Here is a 17973-nt window from a genome sequence, read left to right on the forward strand (position 1 = left end):
ACATCAGCCAATCGCTTAATTGGAGCCGTTCTTATGGACCTACATGATGAATGGATTTATTCTTCAAGAAAATACATCAATTTTGATAAGTAGAAATGGTAAAAACATTGTATAGCATTTTACACAGGAGTCTGGACTTGACTTCTAAATTTTTATTATAATCATAATTTTAAAAAATTTTCAATAAGCTCTGAATCTGAGATTCTAAATTAATATATATATAATATAATAGAAACTTCAATATTTCGTTTAGAGTATATAAAAAATGACGATTAATGAAATTCCTCCAATTAGAAAAGACAATAGCGATACAAATGAATTAAAATGTATACAATGAGAAAAAACAAAAATTAATTTAGTAAAACTAATAGACAATTATAGATACTTGATTACCTTAGTGCTAAATTATCATATATTATACTAATGTATTTCAATAAATACTTTATGATAAATTTGAAAAGTTACAATAATTATCATTGTAATTGAAATGACAATGATATACGGTGTATAACTATTTTCTCCTTGTAATCCTACAAGTGGTGTTGTAATAGCACCAATTAAATATTGCATTAAACCTACTAAGCTAGAAGCACTTCCGATACCTCTCGTTTGACCTTCTATTGCTATTGCGTATCCTAAAGTACCTATACCGGCGACTGGTCCAACTATAAGAATAAATGATGGTAATAAAATCCATAAAGTAAGGTGATTGGTTAACGCAATTATCGTAATAACTGTCCCTACTAATTGGATAGCTGAATATATACGAAAGAGTGTATGTTGATTCATGTGTTCAACGAGACGCCCTGTTATTTGGGCAGTGAAAATTAATCCTAGACCCGTCAAAGCAAAAATGTAGCTATATTGTTGGGCACTGAGACCGTATATATTTTGCATAATAAACGGAGAAGCTGCCATATATCCAAAGAACATAGCAAATGTAAAACCTTGAATAATCATTGGAATGACAAATGATTGACGTGTTAATAATAATTTAAAATCTTCAGCTATAATTTTAAAATGAGCCTGTCTACGATTTTGAGGAGGTAAAGTTTCATTGATTTTTAAATGTGTACCTATAAGCATTAAACTACTAAGTAATGCTAAAATCCAGAAAAGTATACGGAAATTTAAAAAATTTAAAATTATACCACCAAACATTGGTGCTAACACTGGTGCTGCTCCATTGACAAGCATTAACATTGCTAAAAACTGCGTGAGCTCTTTCCCTTTATATAAATCTGTGGCAATAGCTCTTGATAAGACGATACCAGCTCCACCAGCAAATCCTTGTATGAAACGAAATATAAGAACGATTGTAATATGCGGTGCAATTGCAATAACGATTGAAGATAAAATATAAACAATTAAACTAAATATTAAAGGATTTTTTCGACCAAACGTATCAGATAGTGTTCCAATAGTAATATTACCAAAAGCCAGGCCAATCATAAAAAATGTAAGTGTCATTTGAACTTGAGCAGTACTTGTATTTAGCATAGATTTAACTTCAGGCAATGCTGGTAGATACATATCAATTGATAGTGGACCAAACGCAGCCAGACCAGCCATAATTAGAATAAATAAAGGGGATATATTTTTTTCTTCATTATAAATTTCCTTTCTGGTTCTATTTTAAGAATTTGTCAATAAAAGAACACGAAAGTCAAAATAAAGACTTTCGTGTTCTTTTAAAGATTACTACTTTTTAGAGTCTAAAATTTTAATCATATATTCTGTTGTAACAACTTGTCCCATAAATGGAAATGTTTGTTCAATTGAAAATTGATGTAATGATGCTTCAGGTGCAGACATCATGTCAGAAACAAAATATTGATTATATGCATTTTGATAAGCATCACGCGCAGTAGTGTCAACACCCATATGTGTAGAAATGCCACCAATGACGATATTTTGAATACCTCGACGTCGTAGTTGTAAATCTAAGTCTGTGCCAAAAAAGCCACTAAATCCTCGTTTACTTACAACATAATCCGTTGATTTTACCCCAAGTTCATCAACTATTTCAGCAAAATCAGGATTCGGACTACCTCCTGGCAAGGATTTCATCGCATTAGGCTTTAGAGCATCTTTACCGTCAATAAAATCAACCCTAATAAATGCTATAAAACCTTCATTCTTTCTAAATAATTCCACCATTTTTGCAGCATTATTTAATACTGTTGAGACACTATGCGGAGCTGTTTCAGCAGTATTCGCAATACCTTTTTGTAAGTCAACTAAAACTAAAGCTGTATTCTTGAAATCCATTTTTATCTTCCTTTCGTTATCAAAGTTTTGAGGACTGAATACCTCGAACAAAAATTTTCAAAATACGATCTACAAATTGTTTGGAGGGAATCTTTTTAACATAATGTTGATACTCAAATACATCTGCTGAAAAAGAATTCAGTAAAATATCAGCATGAAAATCAGGATCATTGACAATATCCATTTTTGTTATACATGACATAACTTCTGATTTAAGTTTTACATAGAAGGGTGTCTGCATAAGTACACGATTTTTTTTGTCTGAACGTTCAATTTCTTTAATTAAACTTACATTTTTCTCCATAATTTCAATAAGAGATAAAAATATAAAACGAAGTAATTCTTGCTGATCAGTTTGAATTTTCTTTTTATAATCAATCTGATTAAACATGTGTTCAATTTCTTGACTCAACAGTGCAGAACAAATATCGGACTTATTGGAAAAGTGACGATATAATGTTCCTTTACCAATTTGAGCGGCTTCCGCTATTTTTTTCATACTTATCGAATCTACACCATACATATTGAAAAGTTCATTAGCTGTTTTTATAATAAGCTTTTCATTTTTAATAGCATCACTTCGCTTTGACATATAAACCTCACCTTCAAATTATTTGTTTCATACATATTTAATAAAACCATTATAAGTGAGACGGGTCTCCGTTTCAAGCGTTTAATCTAAAAAATATTTATTCTAATATACTTTTAAAAAAGTGGGTTTTAAAGATAGTGGGTGAATCAATTACTATTCTTTAATTTACTTTGATATTAGTATCATCTATTAAAACAAATCAATTTTTGCTAAGTTATAATTACTAGCTTTATTCATTTCTTCTAATACAATACTTTTAGTAAGAAGTAAAATTACGAAAACGATTACAAAAGCGATAAAATATGGCTCTCTGTCAAATTGGACTGATGGCCTCAATTATAGAGATTAAGCAACGAAACATTGCTTAATCTCTTTTTTGGTCTATATGCGTAAAGTTTAGAACACAAAATTATGCGATTGCGCAGGTGATTGTAATTTCTATAACCATAAGATACCCGTTTAATTAATTTAATTTTATTGTTAATGCCTTCAATTGGACCGTTGGTCAGATTAGTATAAGTGAGGGTGTTTTTGATGAAATCAGTGTACTTGCGTAAAGTCCCTACAACTGGCTTAAATTTTTTATGAGTCAGTGATAAGTCAATCATAGATAAAGTTGTCACTAATGCCGAGAAGTCATTCGTTTTAATACAGGTGCGTAGTTGATTTACATAGTGGTAAGTACGTTCTAATGTTGAGTTTAAAGCTAAAATATGCTTGACGACACCTTTTTCGGTCTTCCATTCTTTAAACAATCTCATTTTTTTATATTCAAAGGATTCTAAGTTTTCCGTAGGTTTTAAGACCAGTTTCCAATAACGTTTACCACTTATTGTAATCTGGGCGATGTGCGTTTTTTAGGTCATTCATGGCACTGACACGTGCCATATTAAGCGCACGATGAATAGATTGTACAATATGGAAGCGATCAATAATAATATGTGCATTAGGAAACATATTACGAATCAAATTTATATAAGGTGGATACATATCAATCGTAATGGTTTTTACTTTTTGACGTTCTTTTAAAGGAAACCGATTAAAATATCGTTTTAACGAAAATAAACGGTGATCTTCTACGATATCTACAATAGGATGCGTCAACGCATCGGCGTAAATAAAATTCATACTCCCTGATACATTTTTAACTCTTTTAAATTCATCCATCATAAGGTGTTCGGGCGAGGATTGATTAAGGCGTTTGATGTATTTGATTCGCAATCATATCAATGTATCTAGAGACCGTGGTAGGTGATACAGATGTATCACGGGCGATGGTTTTCTCTTAACGGACTTCTGTGGCTTTATCGACAATCGCTAGCTTGGTCGAGTTAGCAATATAGCAGTACATATCAACAACATTTGTTTTAGCAGTAAAGTGAGACTCACAACATTTACAATAAAAGCGTTGCTTCGCTAATACTAAATAAACTGGTCTTTCATTCATTTTATTAAGCGTAATGCATGATTGTTTCTTGCCATTTTTAACGATTGAATAATCCTTATTTTTATACCCACATAATGCCCACCTTGGAGGTGTATAGGATAGTTCACCGTAAAAGAATAAACAGGTCATTCCTTTATAGACTTTTTCATCTAATGTGTCTTCAAATTTAATATTTTTATCTTTAATTCTAAGTATTTTTGATATACAATCAGTCATAGGCGCAATATCTCTCCTCATTGTTGGTTTAAGGCACTTACAATTATAGAGATATTTGCGCCATTTTTATATTCTTAAAGACATAAAAAAATTGAACTGATTTTCATCAGTCCAATTAAGTATAGAACCTAAAAATATGTATATTAATTGATAAAGCGATGATATTATGTTAAACAATCAGCAGTTATTAACAAAGTTAAAGGGGATTATGAATTCGGAGATTTAGAACTTCAAGATATACAAAGTGAGTAAGTTATTGTTAAAGTGGTAGTTTTATATATTTATCACTCTGACGAAGCAATGAGAATTGGTGATGTAGAATTTTCTTTTCCAGCACTATTAGGACATGAAGGAGCAGGAATTATCGAAAAGGTAGGTGAGCAAGCTACAAATTTTAAAGTTGGAGATCAAGTTTTAATGGCTTACAATACTTGGGGAGAATGTGAAAACTGCAATTCAGAGAATCCTTCTTCTTGTATAAATTGGACTACATTAAATATGAGTGGGGCTAGAATAGACGGATCATACACATTCAAAAAGCAAGATGGAACAGCAGTATCTAATTTCTTTACGTAAAGCTCTTTTTCTACACATACAATTACAAATTATAGAAACTTAGTTAAAATAGATAATGATATTGATTTAAGATTAGTTGTCCCTTTAGGATGTGGATTCTTAACTGGAGCTTGAACAATTGTAAATGGCTTAAAACCTAAAGTTGGAGATAGTATAGTTGTATTTGGTACTGGTGCGGTAAGTTCAGCAGCATTAATGTTAGCAAAAGCACAAGGCTGTACAAAAGTTATTGCTGTAGAGATTCATGGTCGCAGATTAAGTACTGCAAAGGAATTAGGTGCCACGCATGTGATTAATATTTCTAATGAAGATTTAATTGAAGAAGTAAATAAAATAACTAATGGCAAAGGGGTGAGTTTTTCTGTTGACAAAATAGGAGTTTCAACTGTTATGTAGTCTGCTATAGATGTTCTTGGTACGCAAGGAGTAATGGCCTCTATAGCTGTAACACAAAATAAATTAGAAATGAATAGCTTTACAGATTTAGTACTCCAAAATAAGTCCATTAAGGTGTATTGATGAGTGATGCGATTGCTCAATTTGAAATATCTCAATTAATTGAATTATATAAGCAAGGACAATTTGATTTTAATAAATTAGTTAAATTTTATGACTTCGAATATATTAACCAAGCAATTTTAGATTCAAATTCTGGAAAAGTTATTAAACCGGTATTATTAATATCTATATCCAAAGTAATTCCAACTTTTTAAATTCAATACTTAGATTCTCAATTTTATATGTGATTTCTAAATAAAAAGCATTTAAAGATTACAAAAAAGAGCAGAACAGATAGCTAATTACTAGTTATCCGTTCTGCTCTTATATATATCTTTACCTCTTATGAGCCCAACTTTATATGAACTTACTTTCGTATATTTTCGTAGTTAATTTACATGGAATTTAAAGATTGTTTATGTTCTATATGTCTTTTCAACAGCCTTTATTGTTAATCAAGTATATAAGATTAAAACAAGCATTTTTAATCTCATAACTACAATTAACACAGCTCAAATAATAATTTCATTTCTTATAAATTGCTAACATGAATAAGTAGTAGTAGAAATATAAAATTAAATATTAAAGAGCTGAATTGCATTACCTCTTAAAATACCGTCAATTGTGTCTGGATCAATATCACTGTTTTTAATATAGTCTACACCACGTGTATATTTCTCATCTTGGAAGTAAGGGAAGTCTGACCCCATCATGAGCTTATCCTTACCGAATGTATCAATGGTATTGATTAAAGAAGGTTCATGGAAATTAGCAGTATCATACCAAAATTGACGATTTAATACTTCATATGGATCAATGTTAAAGGCGTTCCAGTCTTCGTAATTGTCTTTAATACGAGTCATGAAGAATGGTAAAGCACCACCTAAATGTGAAATATGGAATTTGATATTTGGATATTTTTGTGGAATCTCGTTTTTAATTAATTGTAACGTAATGAATGTAGATTCTAATGGTGCGCCAATCACCCATTCTAATTGATAGTCGTTCACGAGTGGACTTTGGGCACCACAACCAGTTGGATGAATATAAAGTGTTGCATTTAATTCGTTCATAGCTTCGAAGAAAGGTTCGAATTGTTTGTCGGCAACTGACACTTTATCTTTCACAATAGTTGGAATCGCAATACCTACAAAGGCATCTTTTTTAAGTAGTTCTTGCGCTTCTTTAATAGCTTGATCGACATATGGAAGAGATACTGCACCATATGCTAAGAAACGGTCTGGATATTGTTGAATCAATGATTCATATAAATCGTTAATCTCTTGTGCACTTTGATGTGCTTCTTCTTTTGTACCCCATTGTGGTGATTGTGGTGTGGCAGAGATGATTTGCATATCAACGCCAGCATCGTCCATCATTTTAAAGCGCTTGTCTAGATCTTCTTTAGAGGCAGATTGATTAATTCCTTTAGCAACCTCTGTACCTTGACTACCTAATTTGCCTAATTTCTCTAAATAGTCTTCGCTCCATAAATGTGCATGTGTATCAATCGCTTTTGCATTTGACATATGATTGTTCTCCTTTAATTAAATGACTATATTAAATATTTATCCAGTTTTAAAAAATATAATCTTTTATTGACGACGATTTAAACTTAAAACTTCGATTAAGCTAAGAACATTTAACATAAAGAATTTAGAAGCGGCTTTGGCACCTTGGTGACCATGTCCTGCTTTATAGTGATTGTAGATTGCTGTACCCATCACTATGTTAATCATTAGAGTGCCCACAACGACTAATTTTTGGCCAAGTTTGCCTAAAATTGAACTAAATAAAAAGATAGAACCTACAAATTCGAATAATCCTGCTAATCGCATTGAACGACGTGATAATCCGAATCCTTCTTTAAATTGTTGTGCCATAGCATCGTCATTTTTTACTTTTGGTAAACTACTTTTTAAAATTTCTTTTCCTACATATGCGTTAATAACATGTCTTAGTAACATGCTTAACACCTCCTATTAAATAATATTAAAGATTAGTGTGTTGTATTTGATTGTCTTTTTTCTGAGAAGAGTGCAATGAATGCACCTATCAGTGCTACAAAGGCAACGATATAAAATGTCATATCTAGACCATGGATAAGGCCGGCTGCACCGTGTAATGGTGAAAGGTGACCGAAACCAGTCATGAGTGTTACAAGTATACCTGTACCGATAGCTGCTGAAATTTGGCGAATTGTATTATTCATTGCCGTTCCATGCGCAATCAAGGATACAGGTAAAGCGTTTAATGCTTGTGTAGTCATTGGTGTCATAATCATAGAATTACCTAACATCAAGATTGAGAATGTCACAATGACATACAATGCTGATGTTTGTGGATTGAACTGTGCCATGAATAAGGCACCTATCATAATCAATAACATGCCAGTGATACTTAAACTTCGGCCGCCAACACGGTCGTATAATTTACCAGTAACAGGCGACAACAAGCCCATGACGAGTCCACCAGGTAATAAGATGAGACCAGATTCTAAAGGTGACCAATGCATCATGGTTTGCATGTATATAGGTAAAATAGTCAAATTACCGATAAAGAGTACAAACATTAATACAATTAAAGTCATCGAAATGGTGAAACTACGGTATTTAAATACTCTAAATTCGAGTAACGGTGAAGGTAGTTTCAACTGACGACGTATAAATAGCGCAAGTATAATGATGGAAATGATGATCGTCACGTAAACGGATGGATGTGACCAACCCAGGTTACCGGCTGAACTAAAGCCATAAAGTAAACCACCAAATCCTAATGTAGACATGATGACTGACAAGATGTCTAACGAAGGTTGTTGTGTCTCGGTAATATTTTTCAAATATAAAAAGCCGAAAATAGCGTCAACCACACTAATTAAGAGCACGACTAAAAATAGATAGCGCCAATCGAATAGGTGGATGAACCAACCTGCTGCTGTAGGACCAATCGCAGGTGCAAAGCCTATGACAAGACCGAAGATACCCATTGCCATACCACGTTTTTCAACAGGAAAAATAATGAATAATAGTGTTTGAGATAATGGCATTAAAATACCTGCACCTAACGCTTGAATACTACGACCCACTAATAATAATGGGAAATTAACACCCAACATACAGATTAAAGAACCAAGTATTAAACAGGTCGCAGCCGTAAAGAATAGTGTACGTAATGAAAATCTCTCAATTAAGTAGGCTGTGACAGGAATCATAATACCGTTCACTAACATAAAGATGGTCGTTAACCACTGTGCCGTACTACTTGATATCGCAAAGTCCTTCATGACCTCTGGCAATATCGTTGTAAGTAACGTTTGATTTAAGACACTAATAAAAGCACCAATCATCATGACCGCAATCATTAAATTACGTTGTTTTATATTTAAATGTGATGGTTGTGTCTGAGTCATAATTTCACCTCTTTTCTTAAATGGAATCAACTATCACTTATTTTATTCGGAATGCGTTCCGTTTGTCAAATTTATGAATTCAATATAATATAGATAGTGTTAAAAAACGAAAAAAGTAAAAAGGAGATGCTTAGTAATGAATATTGAAGGTCTTGAAAAATATTTAAATATAGATCCAAATAAATATAATGAACCAAGCTTGGAAGCATTAAATTATTATTTAAAACGATATATGTTAACAGTGCCTTTTGAAAATATAGATGTTCAAAATGGTGTGAGAATATCAGTAGAAGTAGATGATATCTATGAAAAAATCGTTAATCACCAACGTGGTGGTTTCTGTTATGAAATGAATCACTTCTTCAAAGCGTACTTAGAAGCAAAAGGCTTCACAGCAAATATGGTATCTGCAACTATTCATACACCAGGGGGCGGACGTAGTCTTAAAGGCTCTCATATGTCATTAATCGTGCCGATTGATAGTGTCAATTATGTCGCTGATGTCGGTTATGGTGACTTGCCAATAAGTGCTATGCCAATTAATAATCAAGATAGTGATGCAATCATTGAGGATATTAACGGAGAATATCGTGCCATTTATGTAAATGATAACTTATTCTACATTCAAAAATGGAAAGACAATGAGTGGGATACAGAATACGAAGCTGAGTTAGAACCTAGAGACATTCATGATTTTGATTATAATATCGAATACAATCAAACTAATCCTAATTCTACATTCGTTAAACGTTTGCTCGTTACAATGCCTAAATCATATGGTCGTGCGACAATGTCTCAAAATAATTTAACGTTAACGAAACAACGAGATAAAGAAAAATATGATGTGACAAGTGAAAATTATCGTCAATTTTTAAAAGAAGAATTCAATTTAGATGTTAAAATTAATAGATTAGAACCATAAAAGGGAGCACATCGTTTGGAAGGGGATAAGATGACCAATCAACGGAAAAAACGTAGTGATGCAACGCATAACAAAGCAATCATCTTACAGACAACGACCCAATTATTAGCACAGGGTGAAGATATTAGTGAGATGAATATGTCGGAAATCGCGAAGAAAGCTGGCGTGGGTGTAGGCACTTTATATCGTCACTTTGAAAGTAAATCGTTACTATGCCAAGCGATGATGGATGAAAAGGTTCATGATATGTTTGATGAAATGGATACGTTCCTTCATCAGCATCAAGATGCGTCTGTGAGGGATAAAATATATGGTGTTTTATCTATTTATTTAGATTTAAAAGAGGCAAACTTTAATGTCCTAAATTTTATTGAGAAATCAAATTCTCAACATCAGTCAATGATTAATATTCCGTTTTATGAACAACTGAAAGAATTGATTAAAGACCAGTTCACTAGTCAGCAACAGACCCAAGATTTAGAGTTTAAGATTAATTTGATGCTAAACTCATTTTCATCAGATTTCTATTACTTTGCCAAACACGATCAACAACTGACAAAAGACCAATTTTTAAGTAGACTATTAGATATATTTATAGGATAGATAATAGCTTGAAAGTTGGACAGAATTAAGAAAGGAGCAAATGTAAATAAACACTAGTTCATTAAATAGCCCCTTAAAATTTATTGTAGCCTGAGATATTAATTTATGTCCCAGGCTACAATTTTTATAAGTCATATGATAGATTGTTAAACTTTGCGATAACGCTTAAGTCCGATGATATTTAAAATGATAAATAAAATAATAAAGATAAGAAGAATAAGAACATCTTACCTGAACCACTAGGTCCTATTAGTCCCAAAAGTTCGCCTTCGTTAATGTCTAGACTGATTTGGTCTAAAACTTTATGTTTATCATAGGATTTTACTGCGTCTTTAAGTGAAGCAATCGTCTGCATCATGCTGTGTACCTCCTTATTTGACACTCTGCTTAATTACTGTATATTCAATATAAATCAATTTTCGACAATTGCATGCATCAATTGAAATAATCAGACACATGAGATATAAATGTTCAATAATGTTATGGGGGCGACACAAATGAACGAAGAAACCATGGATAAACGTGTGTATAAAATATTAACCAAAATTGAAAAAAAGTATGATTACACTACTAAATGTTAAATCTTATGATGACATTAGTATTAAAGATATTTGTGATGAAAGTGGCATTAGTAGGGGAACATTTTATCAACACTATAGAGATAAAGATGACTTTTTATTTCAATATCAAAAAGCCATGATGAAAAAAGGGAAGCGTCAATTGACACAAATTCAATTTGAGGAACGACGTCAATTCTTTGAACACGCGTTAAACTCTTGGATTAATGAAGGAGAATTACTACTTTTATTGTTAAGAGATAATGGCGTTTATATTGTCCACCAAGCCATGAAAAAGAATTTACAACAAAACATTGAAGTTCGTTTAGTGCCTATTATGAATACTTAGGCACTTACAAATAAGGAAAAATAATTTTTAATTATATGACACTGGCCCCCAAATAATGGGAATAATATAAAAACACTTTCGTTGAATTCATTTAAAATGAATCATACGGAGGTGTTTTTTCTATGAAAAGAGTGTCTTATTCATTAAAAACAAGTATAAAACTATTGAGATGAAAAAATCTGGTTATTCGATAAAAAAATTATAGAAACATTAAATATTAGAAATAGAACACAGGTGGAAACATGGTGGAGATGGTATCGAAATGGGGAAACTTATAGATTTTCTCAACAAGTCGGTAAGCAATATACTTATGGTAAAGAACTTGAAGAACTCTCAGAAGTAGAACGATTAAAATTAGAAAATAAGAGAAAAGATATAGAATTGGATATTTTAAAAAAGTACAAGGAATTGGAAAGGAAGTGGTACCAGCAGTAATCATAGATTTAGTGGAGCAATTAAAGCATAAGTATTCAGTAAAAATAATACTTGATGTTTTAGAAATACCTGAACTGACATATTATAGATGGGAACACAAGAACTATAAAAATGATGACTTGAAGCAAAAAATCATTCAATTGTGTAAAGACAACCAATACATCTATGGTTATCGAAAAATTACAACCTTGATTAATCAATTGTCTTCAGTAGCAGTTAATCATAAAAGAATTCAGAGAATCATGCAGAAGAATGATTTAAATTGTCGAGTTAGACCTAAAAAGACTAAAAGCATTGGTAAACCTTGTTATAAAACAGATAATTTACTACAAAGACAATTTAAAGCAAGTCAACCAATGGAAGTATTAACAACAAATATTACTTATTTATCTTTCGGTAACCCCATGTTGTATTTATCTTCAATTATGGATCTTTATAACGGAGAAATTGTTGCATATAAAATAAATAACAAACAGGATCAAAGCTTAGTAAATGATACATTGAATCAAATTGTAATTGATATTGTTGAAAATTACATTAAAAACTATAATAATAATCGAATTCAACAAAAGCTAGGCTACTTAGCCCCTGTAAAATACAGAGAATTAGCAGCCTAGAATATTGTTTTTTTATTAAGTTCCCACTTTAGGGGTTCAGTACCTCTAATTACTTATAGTCTTTCTTAATTAGTATAAATATTAAGAAAGGTGTATATCTTTGTAACCTTCATTTACATTAATAATGTTGTGATAACCTTTGTGTTCTAAAATACCAATAGCTATAGAACTTCTAATGCCAGATTGACAGTGTACATAAATATCATCATTTTTATTGAAAGGTAAATCTGTGTCTAAAAGTTTGCTATGTGATACATGAACCGCTTGAGATAAGTGGCCATTATTCATTATCATTACGTACATCTAATACATGTGATTCATTATCTGTAATGTCTTCACTATGAATAGAATGTGTTTGAACATTAAATTGGAGTAATTGACATCCAGCAAAGTCATTCGTATCTAATCAACTTTCAATAGGAATAAAGAAGTTGGCATATTTATAATGATATACAATATTTGAATAATTAAAAGGTACACCTTTAGTAGTGTAAAAAGTTAATTCATGACGCATACATGTATCGTTCGGATTAAGACTCAATTTTGGAGCTTCATTTTCAGAAAAAAATTCAATGTAAAAAATATATATCAGTGAAGCCAATATTAATTTTAAGTTGAGATTGAAGGTATTCTAAAATTGAACTTGCAGCAATTTGATTATCTAAACGATTAACTAAATATGTATTAAAGTATGATGTTTCAATACATAGAGGGTGATTATCTAGATAACGAATACGTTCTACATAATAGACGTGAGCATTTTTATCTTTTAAGCGTAAATGTTCTTTTACATTATTATCTGAACGAATAAGTTGATAGAAATCATCTTTTATTTCAATATTAGCTTTATTAATTATAAAAGATATATCTAAATTCTTATTTGAAGTGAATAGCACCTCGTTTTTATGTGCTAAATTTTTTGTTGTCATATTAAATAAATTAATAACTGATTTAACTAATTATTTTTCATCTTTCTCTAATTTGAACATACACATACCTTACTTTTATATTATTTTTAGTTTTACTTTAATAATTGTAAGATATACAATCAACTATAATCATAATAAATTTAAATGCATATAACAGTTCAGAGTTGAGGTGTATATATTGGAAAACGAAAATATAGAATATAAAACTGAGATACCTAAAGATACGAATAAATTAAAAGCGGAGATTGTTTCCTTTTTAAATAATAATGACGGTGGCAAAATTTTTATAGGCTTTGATGATTTTGGTAAACCTGTTAAGTTTAATAACTATCAGGATAAGATCAAAACATTTAAAGAATGGGAGGAAATAATTTCGAATTGGACGAGTGATGCTTTTGAACCATCAGCTAGAGGATTAATAAAAGTTTCTATAGAGAATGACTACGTACTTGTTAATATTTCAAGTGGACTTGAAAAGCCTTATCGTTATAAAACGAAAAAAGATAGCCATTTTGATAATATTTATATTAGAAGTGGAAGTACGAAAAGAAAAGCTAGTAAAGATGAAATTACTAGAATGTTAAAAAGGCAGTCTGCTCACTCGTATGATAATGAAAAAACATCTTATAAAATTCTTAACTTCAGTTATGCTAAAGAAATATTTGATAAGCTTGAAAGAGATTTTGATGATATTAGCTTAGGATTTAAGCGTAATAATACGGATTTGTATAATTATGCTGGCTTAATATTGAGTGACGGTAATCCTAACATAGCAAAATTGGCAGTTTATGATGGATTGGACGTAGTTGAATTTAAAGATAAGAAAGAATTTAAAGGCTCCGTTGCTAAACAAATTGATAATACGTTAGAAGCTATCGGAATGAGAAATAGTAAAAGAGTGACTATAAAGGCAAATGGTCAAAGGGAGGAAATGCTCTCTTATCCAGAAGTGGCTATACGAGAAGCAGTAGTTAATGCATTTGTGCATAGAGATTACACTTTATCCTCCGATGTTAAAATAGAACTTTACGATAATCGTCTTACGATTACATCGCCCGGCTCATTACCAGAAGGACTTACTATTGAAGATATTAAACATGGTGCTAATGCAAAAAGAAACCCTATATTAGTTCAAGCACTAGACAAGATGAATTATATTGAGAATTATGGTACAGGCATTAGAAGAATATTATCAAAATATAAAGATTTTAATATGCAACCTGAATTTGAAGCTACAGAAAATCAATTTATTGTAACTTTATATGATAGAAGTTACGCTACTAATAACATAAGCTTAAATGAAAGCCAAAAATTGATATTAAAATATTTAGAAAATGGCAAACAAGCTTCGCGTCAAGAAATCCAAGATGCTTTAGGGCTGAAAAAAAGCCATACATCTGAAATGTTAAGTAAATTAAAACAAGAAAAACTAATTAATACTTTAGGAACAGGTAGATCAACTACATATATTATAAATCATTAATTTATATGTATGTTATGTACTAATTGAAATTATATATCAATTTTACGACCGGACGAAAAAAGTAAAAATAAATATAATTTACGTTGGAATGTTATTATTGCAAAGGGTATGACGATTTTATTATTACCGGACGAAACATGGACGAAAAGCGAACGAATTTATTTTGATAAAGATACTGTCTGTATTTTTTTCTATATTTATTAGTGTACTTGCGCTCTTATTTAGTTTATATAAGTATACACTTATATTTTGGAGGTGTACTATTGAATTTAAAACAGCTATATAACCAATTAAATCAAGCAATAGAAAATATGTTAAATAATGGTTTAGAAGCGAGGGATGGTCAAGAAGAATTAATGTACGATGTTCTCCATGCATATGAAACTAATGAAAATTTAATTGTAGAAGCACAAGTAGGAATTGGTAAATCATTTGGATATTTAATCCCAGGAATACTTTTATCAAAAATTACTAATAAACCTCTAGTTGTATCAACTTCTTCAATTCAATTGACAGAACAATTAATAAACGACATTAAAGTGGTCGAGAAAATATTAAATGTTCCAGTTGAATCCATAATAGGAAAAGGAATGACTAATTTCCCGTGTTTTAATAAAATTTACAAAAATAATTTAAAAGGACAATTATTAAACGAAGCACTTAATATAGCTTATCAAGGTCAAACTAAGCAAAAAGTAAGAGATACAAATTTGAAATGGAATCAAATTTCTACTGATAACTGTATTTTAGATAAATGTAAGTATAAAAAAGATTGTGCTTACTATGAAATGAGAAATCGTTTAAAAACAGGAAACCAATATATTAGATTGGGTGAGTATAAACCAAAAGTTATAGTTGTCAATCAAGATATGTTATTAATGAACTTTAAAAAAAATGAACAAGGGCAAAAAAATTTAATTTATGATAACCCTTGTATGCTTATTATTGATGAAGTTCATAATTTAGAAGATAAACAACGTGCTAATATGACTAATAGCGTTAATTCTCAAACCACAATTAATAAATTAAATGCAGGATTAAAACGAATCGACAGACAGCACCGATACTTAAAATATTTAAGAGAGATTGATAATTGGTTTGAAATTCAAAAAAAGGACGCTAAAAAGCAACTACATTTAAGAAGTAATGGTTTAACAACTGGACGTGTAAAAGTAAAATATGTTACTCAACATCAAATAAAACGATTAATAGAAATAACAGAAAAGATAGTGAAAGAGTTCGATATTAATAATTATAGGCTATTCGACCAGCGTCCGTTAATTACCGATGAACAATTAGAAACAGCTAGTAACTTATTATCTATATTAAAAAAATTACAAAATAATGAGGATAAATACATTTTTTGGAATGAATTGATTAATCAAGATCAGATTGCTATTTCATTTTGTCAGAATTCCATTGCGCAAACTCTTAGACAAACAGTTTTTGATACAAATTACCCAGTTATATGCCTTTCAGCTACAATTACTAACAAAGTTGGAGACAAAGATAGCTACCATTATATTAAAGAAATGATAGGCTTTGATGGTTACGAAGAAAAAATTAAAAAAAATAATTTTCCATACGAGAAAAGTAAACTTTATATACCTTCAAATCTACCAAAATTCAATGAACGTGAAGATAGTTATTATAAAGCAATTGGAAATTATATATTTGAATTAGTAAGTTTTAATAGTGGAGGCTCTTTAGTATTATTTACTGCAAAAGAAGATATTATAGGCGTGTATAAAGAGTTGCGAAAAAAGGAGCTTGATAAAGCTATTTATATAGATGATGGTAGTAAAAGTCAGTATGAAATTATAGAGGCGTTTAAGAAAACAAAAGGAGTAATATTAGGTACTGGAGTATTTTGGGAAGGCATTGATTTAAAAAAAGATTTATTAACGTTGTTAATAATCGTGAAATTACCTTTTCCTACTATAGATCCGATTACAAAATATAAAATTTCTAAACTAAATAGTACTGAGGAAGTTATAGTTCCTGAAATGATAATTAAGTTGAAACAAGGTGTAGGAAGATTAATAAGAACGACACAGGATAAAGGTTTATTAGTATTATTAGATTCGAGAATGAATAAATCCATCTATAAGCATAAAGAAGCAGTATTGGATGCGTTACCAATTAAAAATATGATCGATGAAGATGAAGTCAAAGATTTCTTGAATAACATTTAATGTGAGTAGCAATAGTCATTTATTACTTTTTAATACATAAAAAAAACCGCATCATTAACCGATACGCAGAAGCATATCATAAATGATGCGGTTTCTTAGAAGTTTTTATTTACTCTTTCAAATATTTTTCTTCCCAAAGAGTTTTGAACAACTTTTGTTCTGTATTGTAGTATAATTAAATATATTTATAATAAATATCAGGGAGAAATATAATGTTAGAATTTTTAGGGGATTTTTTTGGTTTGTTGAAGTTTATTATCATGGCAATTTATGTATTGATAGCGTATGGAGTATGTTTATATTTTTTATTTAAGATAATTTGTTATATTCATAAATATATTAAAGAATTTTTTGATCGCAGTTATTATCATGACGATAGTCACAGTATACCTTATGCTTTAGGACCTTACTTATTTGTAATTATTTCTTTAGGTTTAGGATTTTTAATATTTATTTTTATATACCTCGTATTAGTAAAATTATTAGGTGATTTTTTACTACATATATTATTTTTAATAGGTATATATTACCTCTATCATAAATTTATAAAAGGGCATGAAAATTAATAAATGAAAGGAGATAATTATGGCTCATCAAAGTGAATATGCATTAGAAAATGAGGTACTTCAACAACTTGAGAGTTTAGGATACGAACGAGTGAACATACATAACGTTGAACAATTACATGATAATTTTCGCAATATAGTTAATGAACGTCATAAGGATAAATTAAATGGGAAACCCCTAACAGACCGTGAATTTGAACGTTTAATGACGGGGATTAACGGTAAATCTGTATTTGATAGTGCGATGCAATTACGCGATAGTTATGTACTTAAACGTGATGATGATACTGATTTATACCTGAATTTCA

17 protein-coding genes and 4 pseudogenes are annotated in these 17973 nt (G+C 30.5%); 11 read left to right on the forward strand and 10 right to left on the reverse strand.

Annotation, left to right across the window (positions count from 1 at the left end; translation table 11 throughout):
- Positions 1-420: 420 nt before the first annotated feature.
- The 4 genes and pseudogenes from KA858_RS08885 to KA858_RS08900 form a co-directional block, all read right to left on the reverse strand.
- Positions 421-1617, reverse strand: coding sequence for a putative multidrug effflux MFS transporter TcaB (locus KA858_RS08885; protein ID WP_031919606.1), 1197 nt, complete (start codon positions 1615-1617; stop codon positions 421-423).
- 84 nt (positions 1618-1701) lie between these two features.
- On the reverse strand, positions 1702-2271 hold the full coding sequence (locus KA858_RS08890) for an isochorismatase family protein (RefSeq protein WP_031919607.1): 570 nt from the start codon (positions 2269-2271) through the stop codon (positions 1702-1704).
- 19 nt (positions 2272-2290) lie between these two features.
- Positions 2291-2863, reverse strand: coding sequence for a TetR/AcrR family transcriptional regulator (locus KA858_RS08895; protein WP_076690068.1), 573 nt, complete (start codon positions 2861-2863; stop codon positions 2291-2293).
- A gap of 345 nt (positions 2864-3208) precedes the next feature.
- Positions 3209-4526, reverse strand: a pseudogene (locus KA858_RS08900) (ISL3 family transposase).
- Between the two features lie 300 nt (positions 4527-4826).
- On the opposite strand from KA858_RS08900, the gene KA858_RS12895 reads away from it, so the two are divergent.
- The 3 genes from KA858_RS12895 to KA858_RS12905 all read left to right on the forward strand — a co-directional run bounded on the left by KA858_RS12895 (position 4827) and on the right by KA858_RS12905 (position 5815).
- On the forward strand, positions 4827-5102 hold the full coding sequence (locus tag KA858_RS12895) for an alcohol dehydrogenase catalytic domain-containing protein (protein WP_239469379.1): 276 nt from the start codon (positions 4827-4829) through the stop codon (positions 5100-5102).
- A gap of 195 nt (positions 5103-5297) precedes the next feature.
- A complete protein-coding gene (locus KA858_RS12900) occupies positions 5298-5498 on the forward strand; it encodes a zinc-binding dehydrogenase (RefSeq protein WP_107366725.1) in 201 nt (66 codons plus the stop codon).
- Between the two features lie 122 nt (positions 5499-5620).
- Positions 5621-5815 carry a hypothetical protein gene (locus KA858_RS12905; protein ID WP_223197198.1) on the forward strand — a complete coding sequence of 65 codons (195 nt, stop codon included), beginning with the start codon at positions 5621-5623 and terminating at the stop codon, positions 5813-5815.
- Between the two features lie 360 nt (positions 5816-6175).
- On the opposite strand, the gene KA858_RS08910 is transcribed toward KA858_RS12905, so the two are convergent.
- The 3 genes from KA858_RS08910 to KA858_RS08920 form a co-directional block, all read right to left on the reverse strand.
- A complete protein-coding gene (locus KA858_RS08910) occupies positions 6176-7129 on the reverse strand; it encodes an amidohydrolase family protein (protein ID WP_053016934.1) in 954 nt (317 codons plus the stop codon).
- 66 nt (positions 7130-7195) lie between these two features.
- Positions 7196-7567 carry a DoxX family protein gene (locus KA858_RS08915; RefSeq protein ID WP_002467321.1) on the reverse strand — a complete coding sequence of 124 codons (372 nt, stop codon included), beginning with the start codon at positions 7565-7567 and terminating at the stop codon, positions 7196-7198.
- A gap of 32 nt (positions 7568-7599) precedes the next feature.
- Entirely contained in the window at positions 7600-9009 is a 1410-nt protein-coding gene (locus KA858_RS08920) for a DHA2 family efflux MFS transporter permease subunit (RefSeq protein ID WP_204194313.1), read from the reverse strand.
- A 136-nt stretch (positions 9010-9145) separates the two neighbouring features.
- Between KA858_RS08920 and KA858_RS08925 the strand changes: the two genes are divergently transcribed.
- Together KA858_RS08925 and KA858_RS08930 are read left to right on the forward strand one after the other, a co-directional pair.
- A complete protein-coding gene (locus KA858_RS08925; RefSeq protein WP_031919611.1) occupies positions 9146-9931 on the forward strand; it encodes an arylamine N-acetyltransferase in 786 nt (261 codons plus the stop codon).
- A 30-nt stretch (positions 9932-9961) separates the two neighbouring features.
- A complete protein-coding gene (locus KA858_RS08930; protein WP_182474352.1) occupies positions 9962-10534 on the forward strand; it encodes a TetR/AcrR family transcriptional regulator in 573 nt (190 codons plus the stop codon).
- A gap of 226 nt (positions 10535-10760) precedes the next feature.
- On the opposite strand, the pseudogene KA858_RS08935 reads toward KA858_RS08930, so the two are convergent.
- Positions 10761-10892 (reverse strand): annotated as a pseudogene (locus KA858_RS08935) (ATP-binding cassette domain-containing protein); the annotation flags it as partial.
- Between the two features lie 200 nt (positions 10893-11092).
- Here KA858_RS08935 and KA858_RS08940 point away from each other — a divergent pair.
- Entirely contained in the window at positions 11093-11440 is a 348-nt protein-coding gene (locus KA858_RS08940; RefSeq protein ID WP_223197199.1) for a TetR/AcrR family transcriptional regulator, read from the forward strand.
- A 122-nt stretch (positions 11441-11562) separates the two neighbouring features.
- Positions 11563-12492, forward strand: a pseudogene (locus tag KA858_RS08945) (IS3 family transposase).
- Positions 12493-12573: 81 nt separating this feature from the next.
- Here KA858_RS08945 and KA858_RS08950 read toward each other — a convergent pair.
- Together KA858_RS08950 and KA858_RS08955 are read right to left on the reverse strand one after the other, a co-directional pair.
- Positions 12574-12880, reverse strand: a pseudogene (locus KA858_RS08950) (rhodanese-like domain-containing protein); the annotation flags it as partial.
- 181 nt (positions 12881-13061) lie between these two features.
- Positions 13062-13421 (reverse strand): UTRA domain-containing protein, encoded by a 360-nt coding sequence (locus tag KA858_RS08955; protein ID WP_245342075.1) that lies wholly within the window; start codon positions 13419-13421, stop codon positions 13062-13064.
- 178 nt (positions 13422-13599) lie between these two features.
- On the opposite strand from KA858_RS08955, the gene KA858_RS08960 reads away from it, so the two are divergent.
- The 4 genes from KA858_RS08960 to KA858_RS08975 all read left to right on the forward strand — a co-directional run.
- The gene (locus KA858_RS08960) at positions 13600-14904 is read left to right on the forward strand and encodes an ATP-binding protein (RefSeq protein WP_210135483.1); all 1305 of its coding nucleotides are present in this window, start codon (positions 13600-13602) and stop codon (positions 14902-14904) included.
- A gap of 263 nt (positions 14905-15167) precedes the next feature.
- Positions 15168-17099: an ATP-dependent DNA helicase gene (locus tag KA858_RS08965; RefSeq protein ID WP_245342076.1), complete on the forward strand. Its 1932-nt coding sequence runs from the start codon at positions 15168-15170 to the stop codon at positions 17097-17099.
- A 212-nt stretch (positions 17100-17311) separates the two neighbouring features.
- A complete protein-coding gene (locus KA858_RS08970; RefSeq protein ID WP_210135484.1) occupies positions 17312-17665 on the forward strand; it encodes a hypothetical protein in 354 nt (117 codons plus the stop codon).
- A 19-nt stretch (positions 17666-17684) separates the two neighbouring features.
- A partial coding sequence (locus tag KA858_RS08975; protein ID WP_481906472.1) for a PDDEXK family nuclease occupies positions 17685-17973 on the forward strand: 289 nt, incomplete at its 3' end.

Origin of the sequence: Staphylococcus sp. GDX8P80P (assembly GCF_017893095.1) — a bacterium.
Taxonomy (GTDB): domain Bacteria; phylum Bacillota; class Bacilli; order Staphylococcales; family Staphylococcaceae; genus Staphylococcus; species Staphylococcus borealis.

What these genes read in the sequence shown, in the direction of transcription:
- KA858_RS12900 (WP_107366725.1), top strand. Translation starts at nt 5,298, where the DNA reads ATGTTAGCAAAAGCACAAGGCTGTACAAAAGTTATTGCTGTAGAGATT.
- KA858_RS08970 (WP_210135484.1), top strand. Translation starts at nt 17,312, where the DNA reads ATGTTAGAATTTTTAGGGGATTTTTTTGGTTTGTTGAAGTTTATTATC.
- KA858_RS08925 (WP_031919611.1), top strand. Translation starts at nt 9,146, where the DNA reads ATGAATATTGAAGGTCTTGAAAAATATTTAAATATAGATCCAAATAAA.
- KA858_RS08955 (WP_245342075.1), bottom strand. Translation starts at nt 13,421, where the DNA reads ATGACAACAAAAAATTTAGCACATAAAAACGAGGTGCTATTCACTTCA.
- KA858_RS08895 (WP_076690068.1), bottom strand. Translation starts at nt 2,863, where the DNA reads ATGTCAAAGCGAAGTGATGCTATTAAAAATGAAAAGCTTATTATAAAA.
- KA858_RS08930 (WP_182474352.1), top strand. Translation starts at nt 9,962, where the DNA reads ATGACCAATCAACGGAAAAAACGTAGTGATGCAACGCATAACAAAGCA.
- KA858_RS08890 (WP_031919607.1), bottom strand. Translation starts at nt 2,271, where the DNA reads ATGGATTTCAAGAATACAGCTTTAGTTTTAGTTGACTTACAAAAAGGT.
- KA858_RS12895 (WP_239469379.1), top strand. Translation starts at nt 4,827, where the DNA reads ATGAGAATTGGTGATGTAGAATTTTCTTTTCCAGCACTATTAGGACAT.
- KA858_RS08915 (WP_002467321.1), bottom strand. Translation starts at nt 7,567, where the DNA reads ATGTTACTAAGACATGTTATTAACGCATATGTAGGAAAAGAAATTTTA.
- KA858_RS08940 (WP_223197199.1), top strand. Translation starts at nt 11,093, where the DNA reads ATGATTACACTACTAAATGTTAAATCTTATGATGACATTAGTATTAAA.
- KA858_RS08910 (WP_053016934.1), bottom strand. Translation starts at nt 7,129, where the DNA reads ATGTCAAATGCAAAAGCGATTGATACACATGCACATTTATGGAGCGAA.
- KA858_RS08920 (WP_204194313.1), bottom strand. Translation starts at nt 9,009, where the DNA reads ATGACTCAGACACAACCATCACATTTAAATATAAAACAACGTAATTTA.
- KA858_RS12905 (WP_223197198.1), top strand. Translation starts at nt 5,621, where the DNA reads ATGAGTGATGCGATTGCTCAATTTGAAATATCTCAATTAATTGAATTA.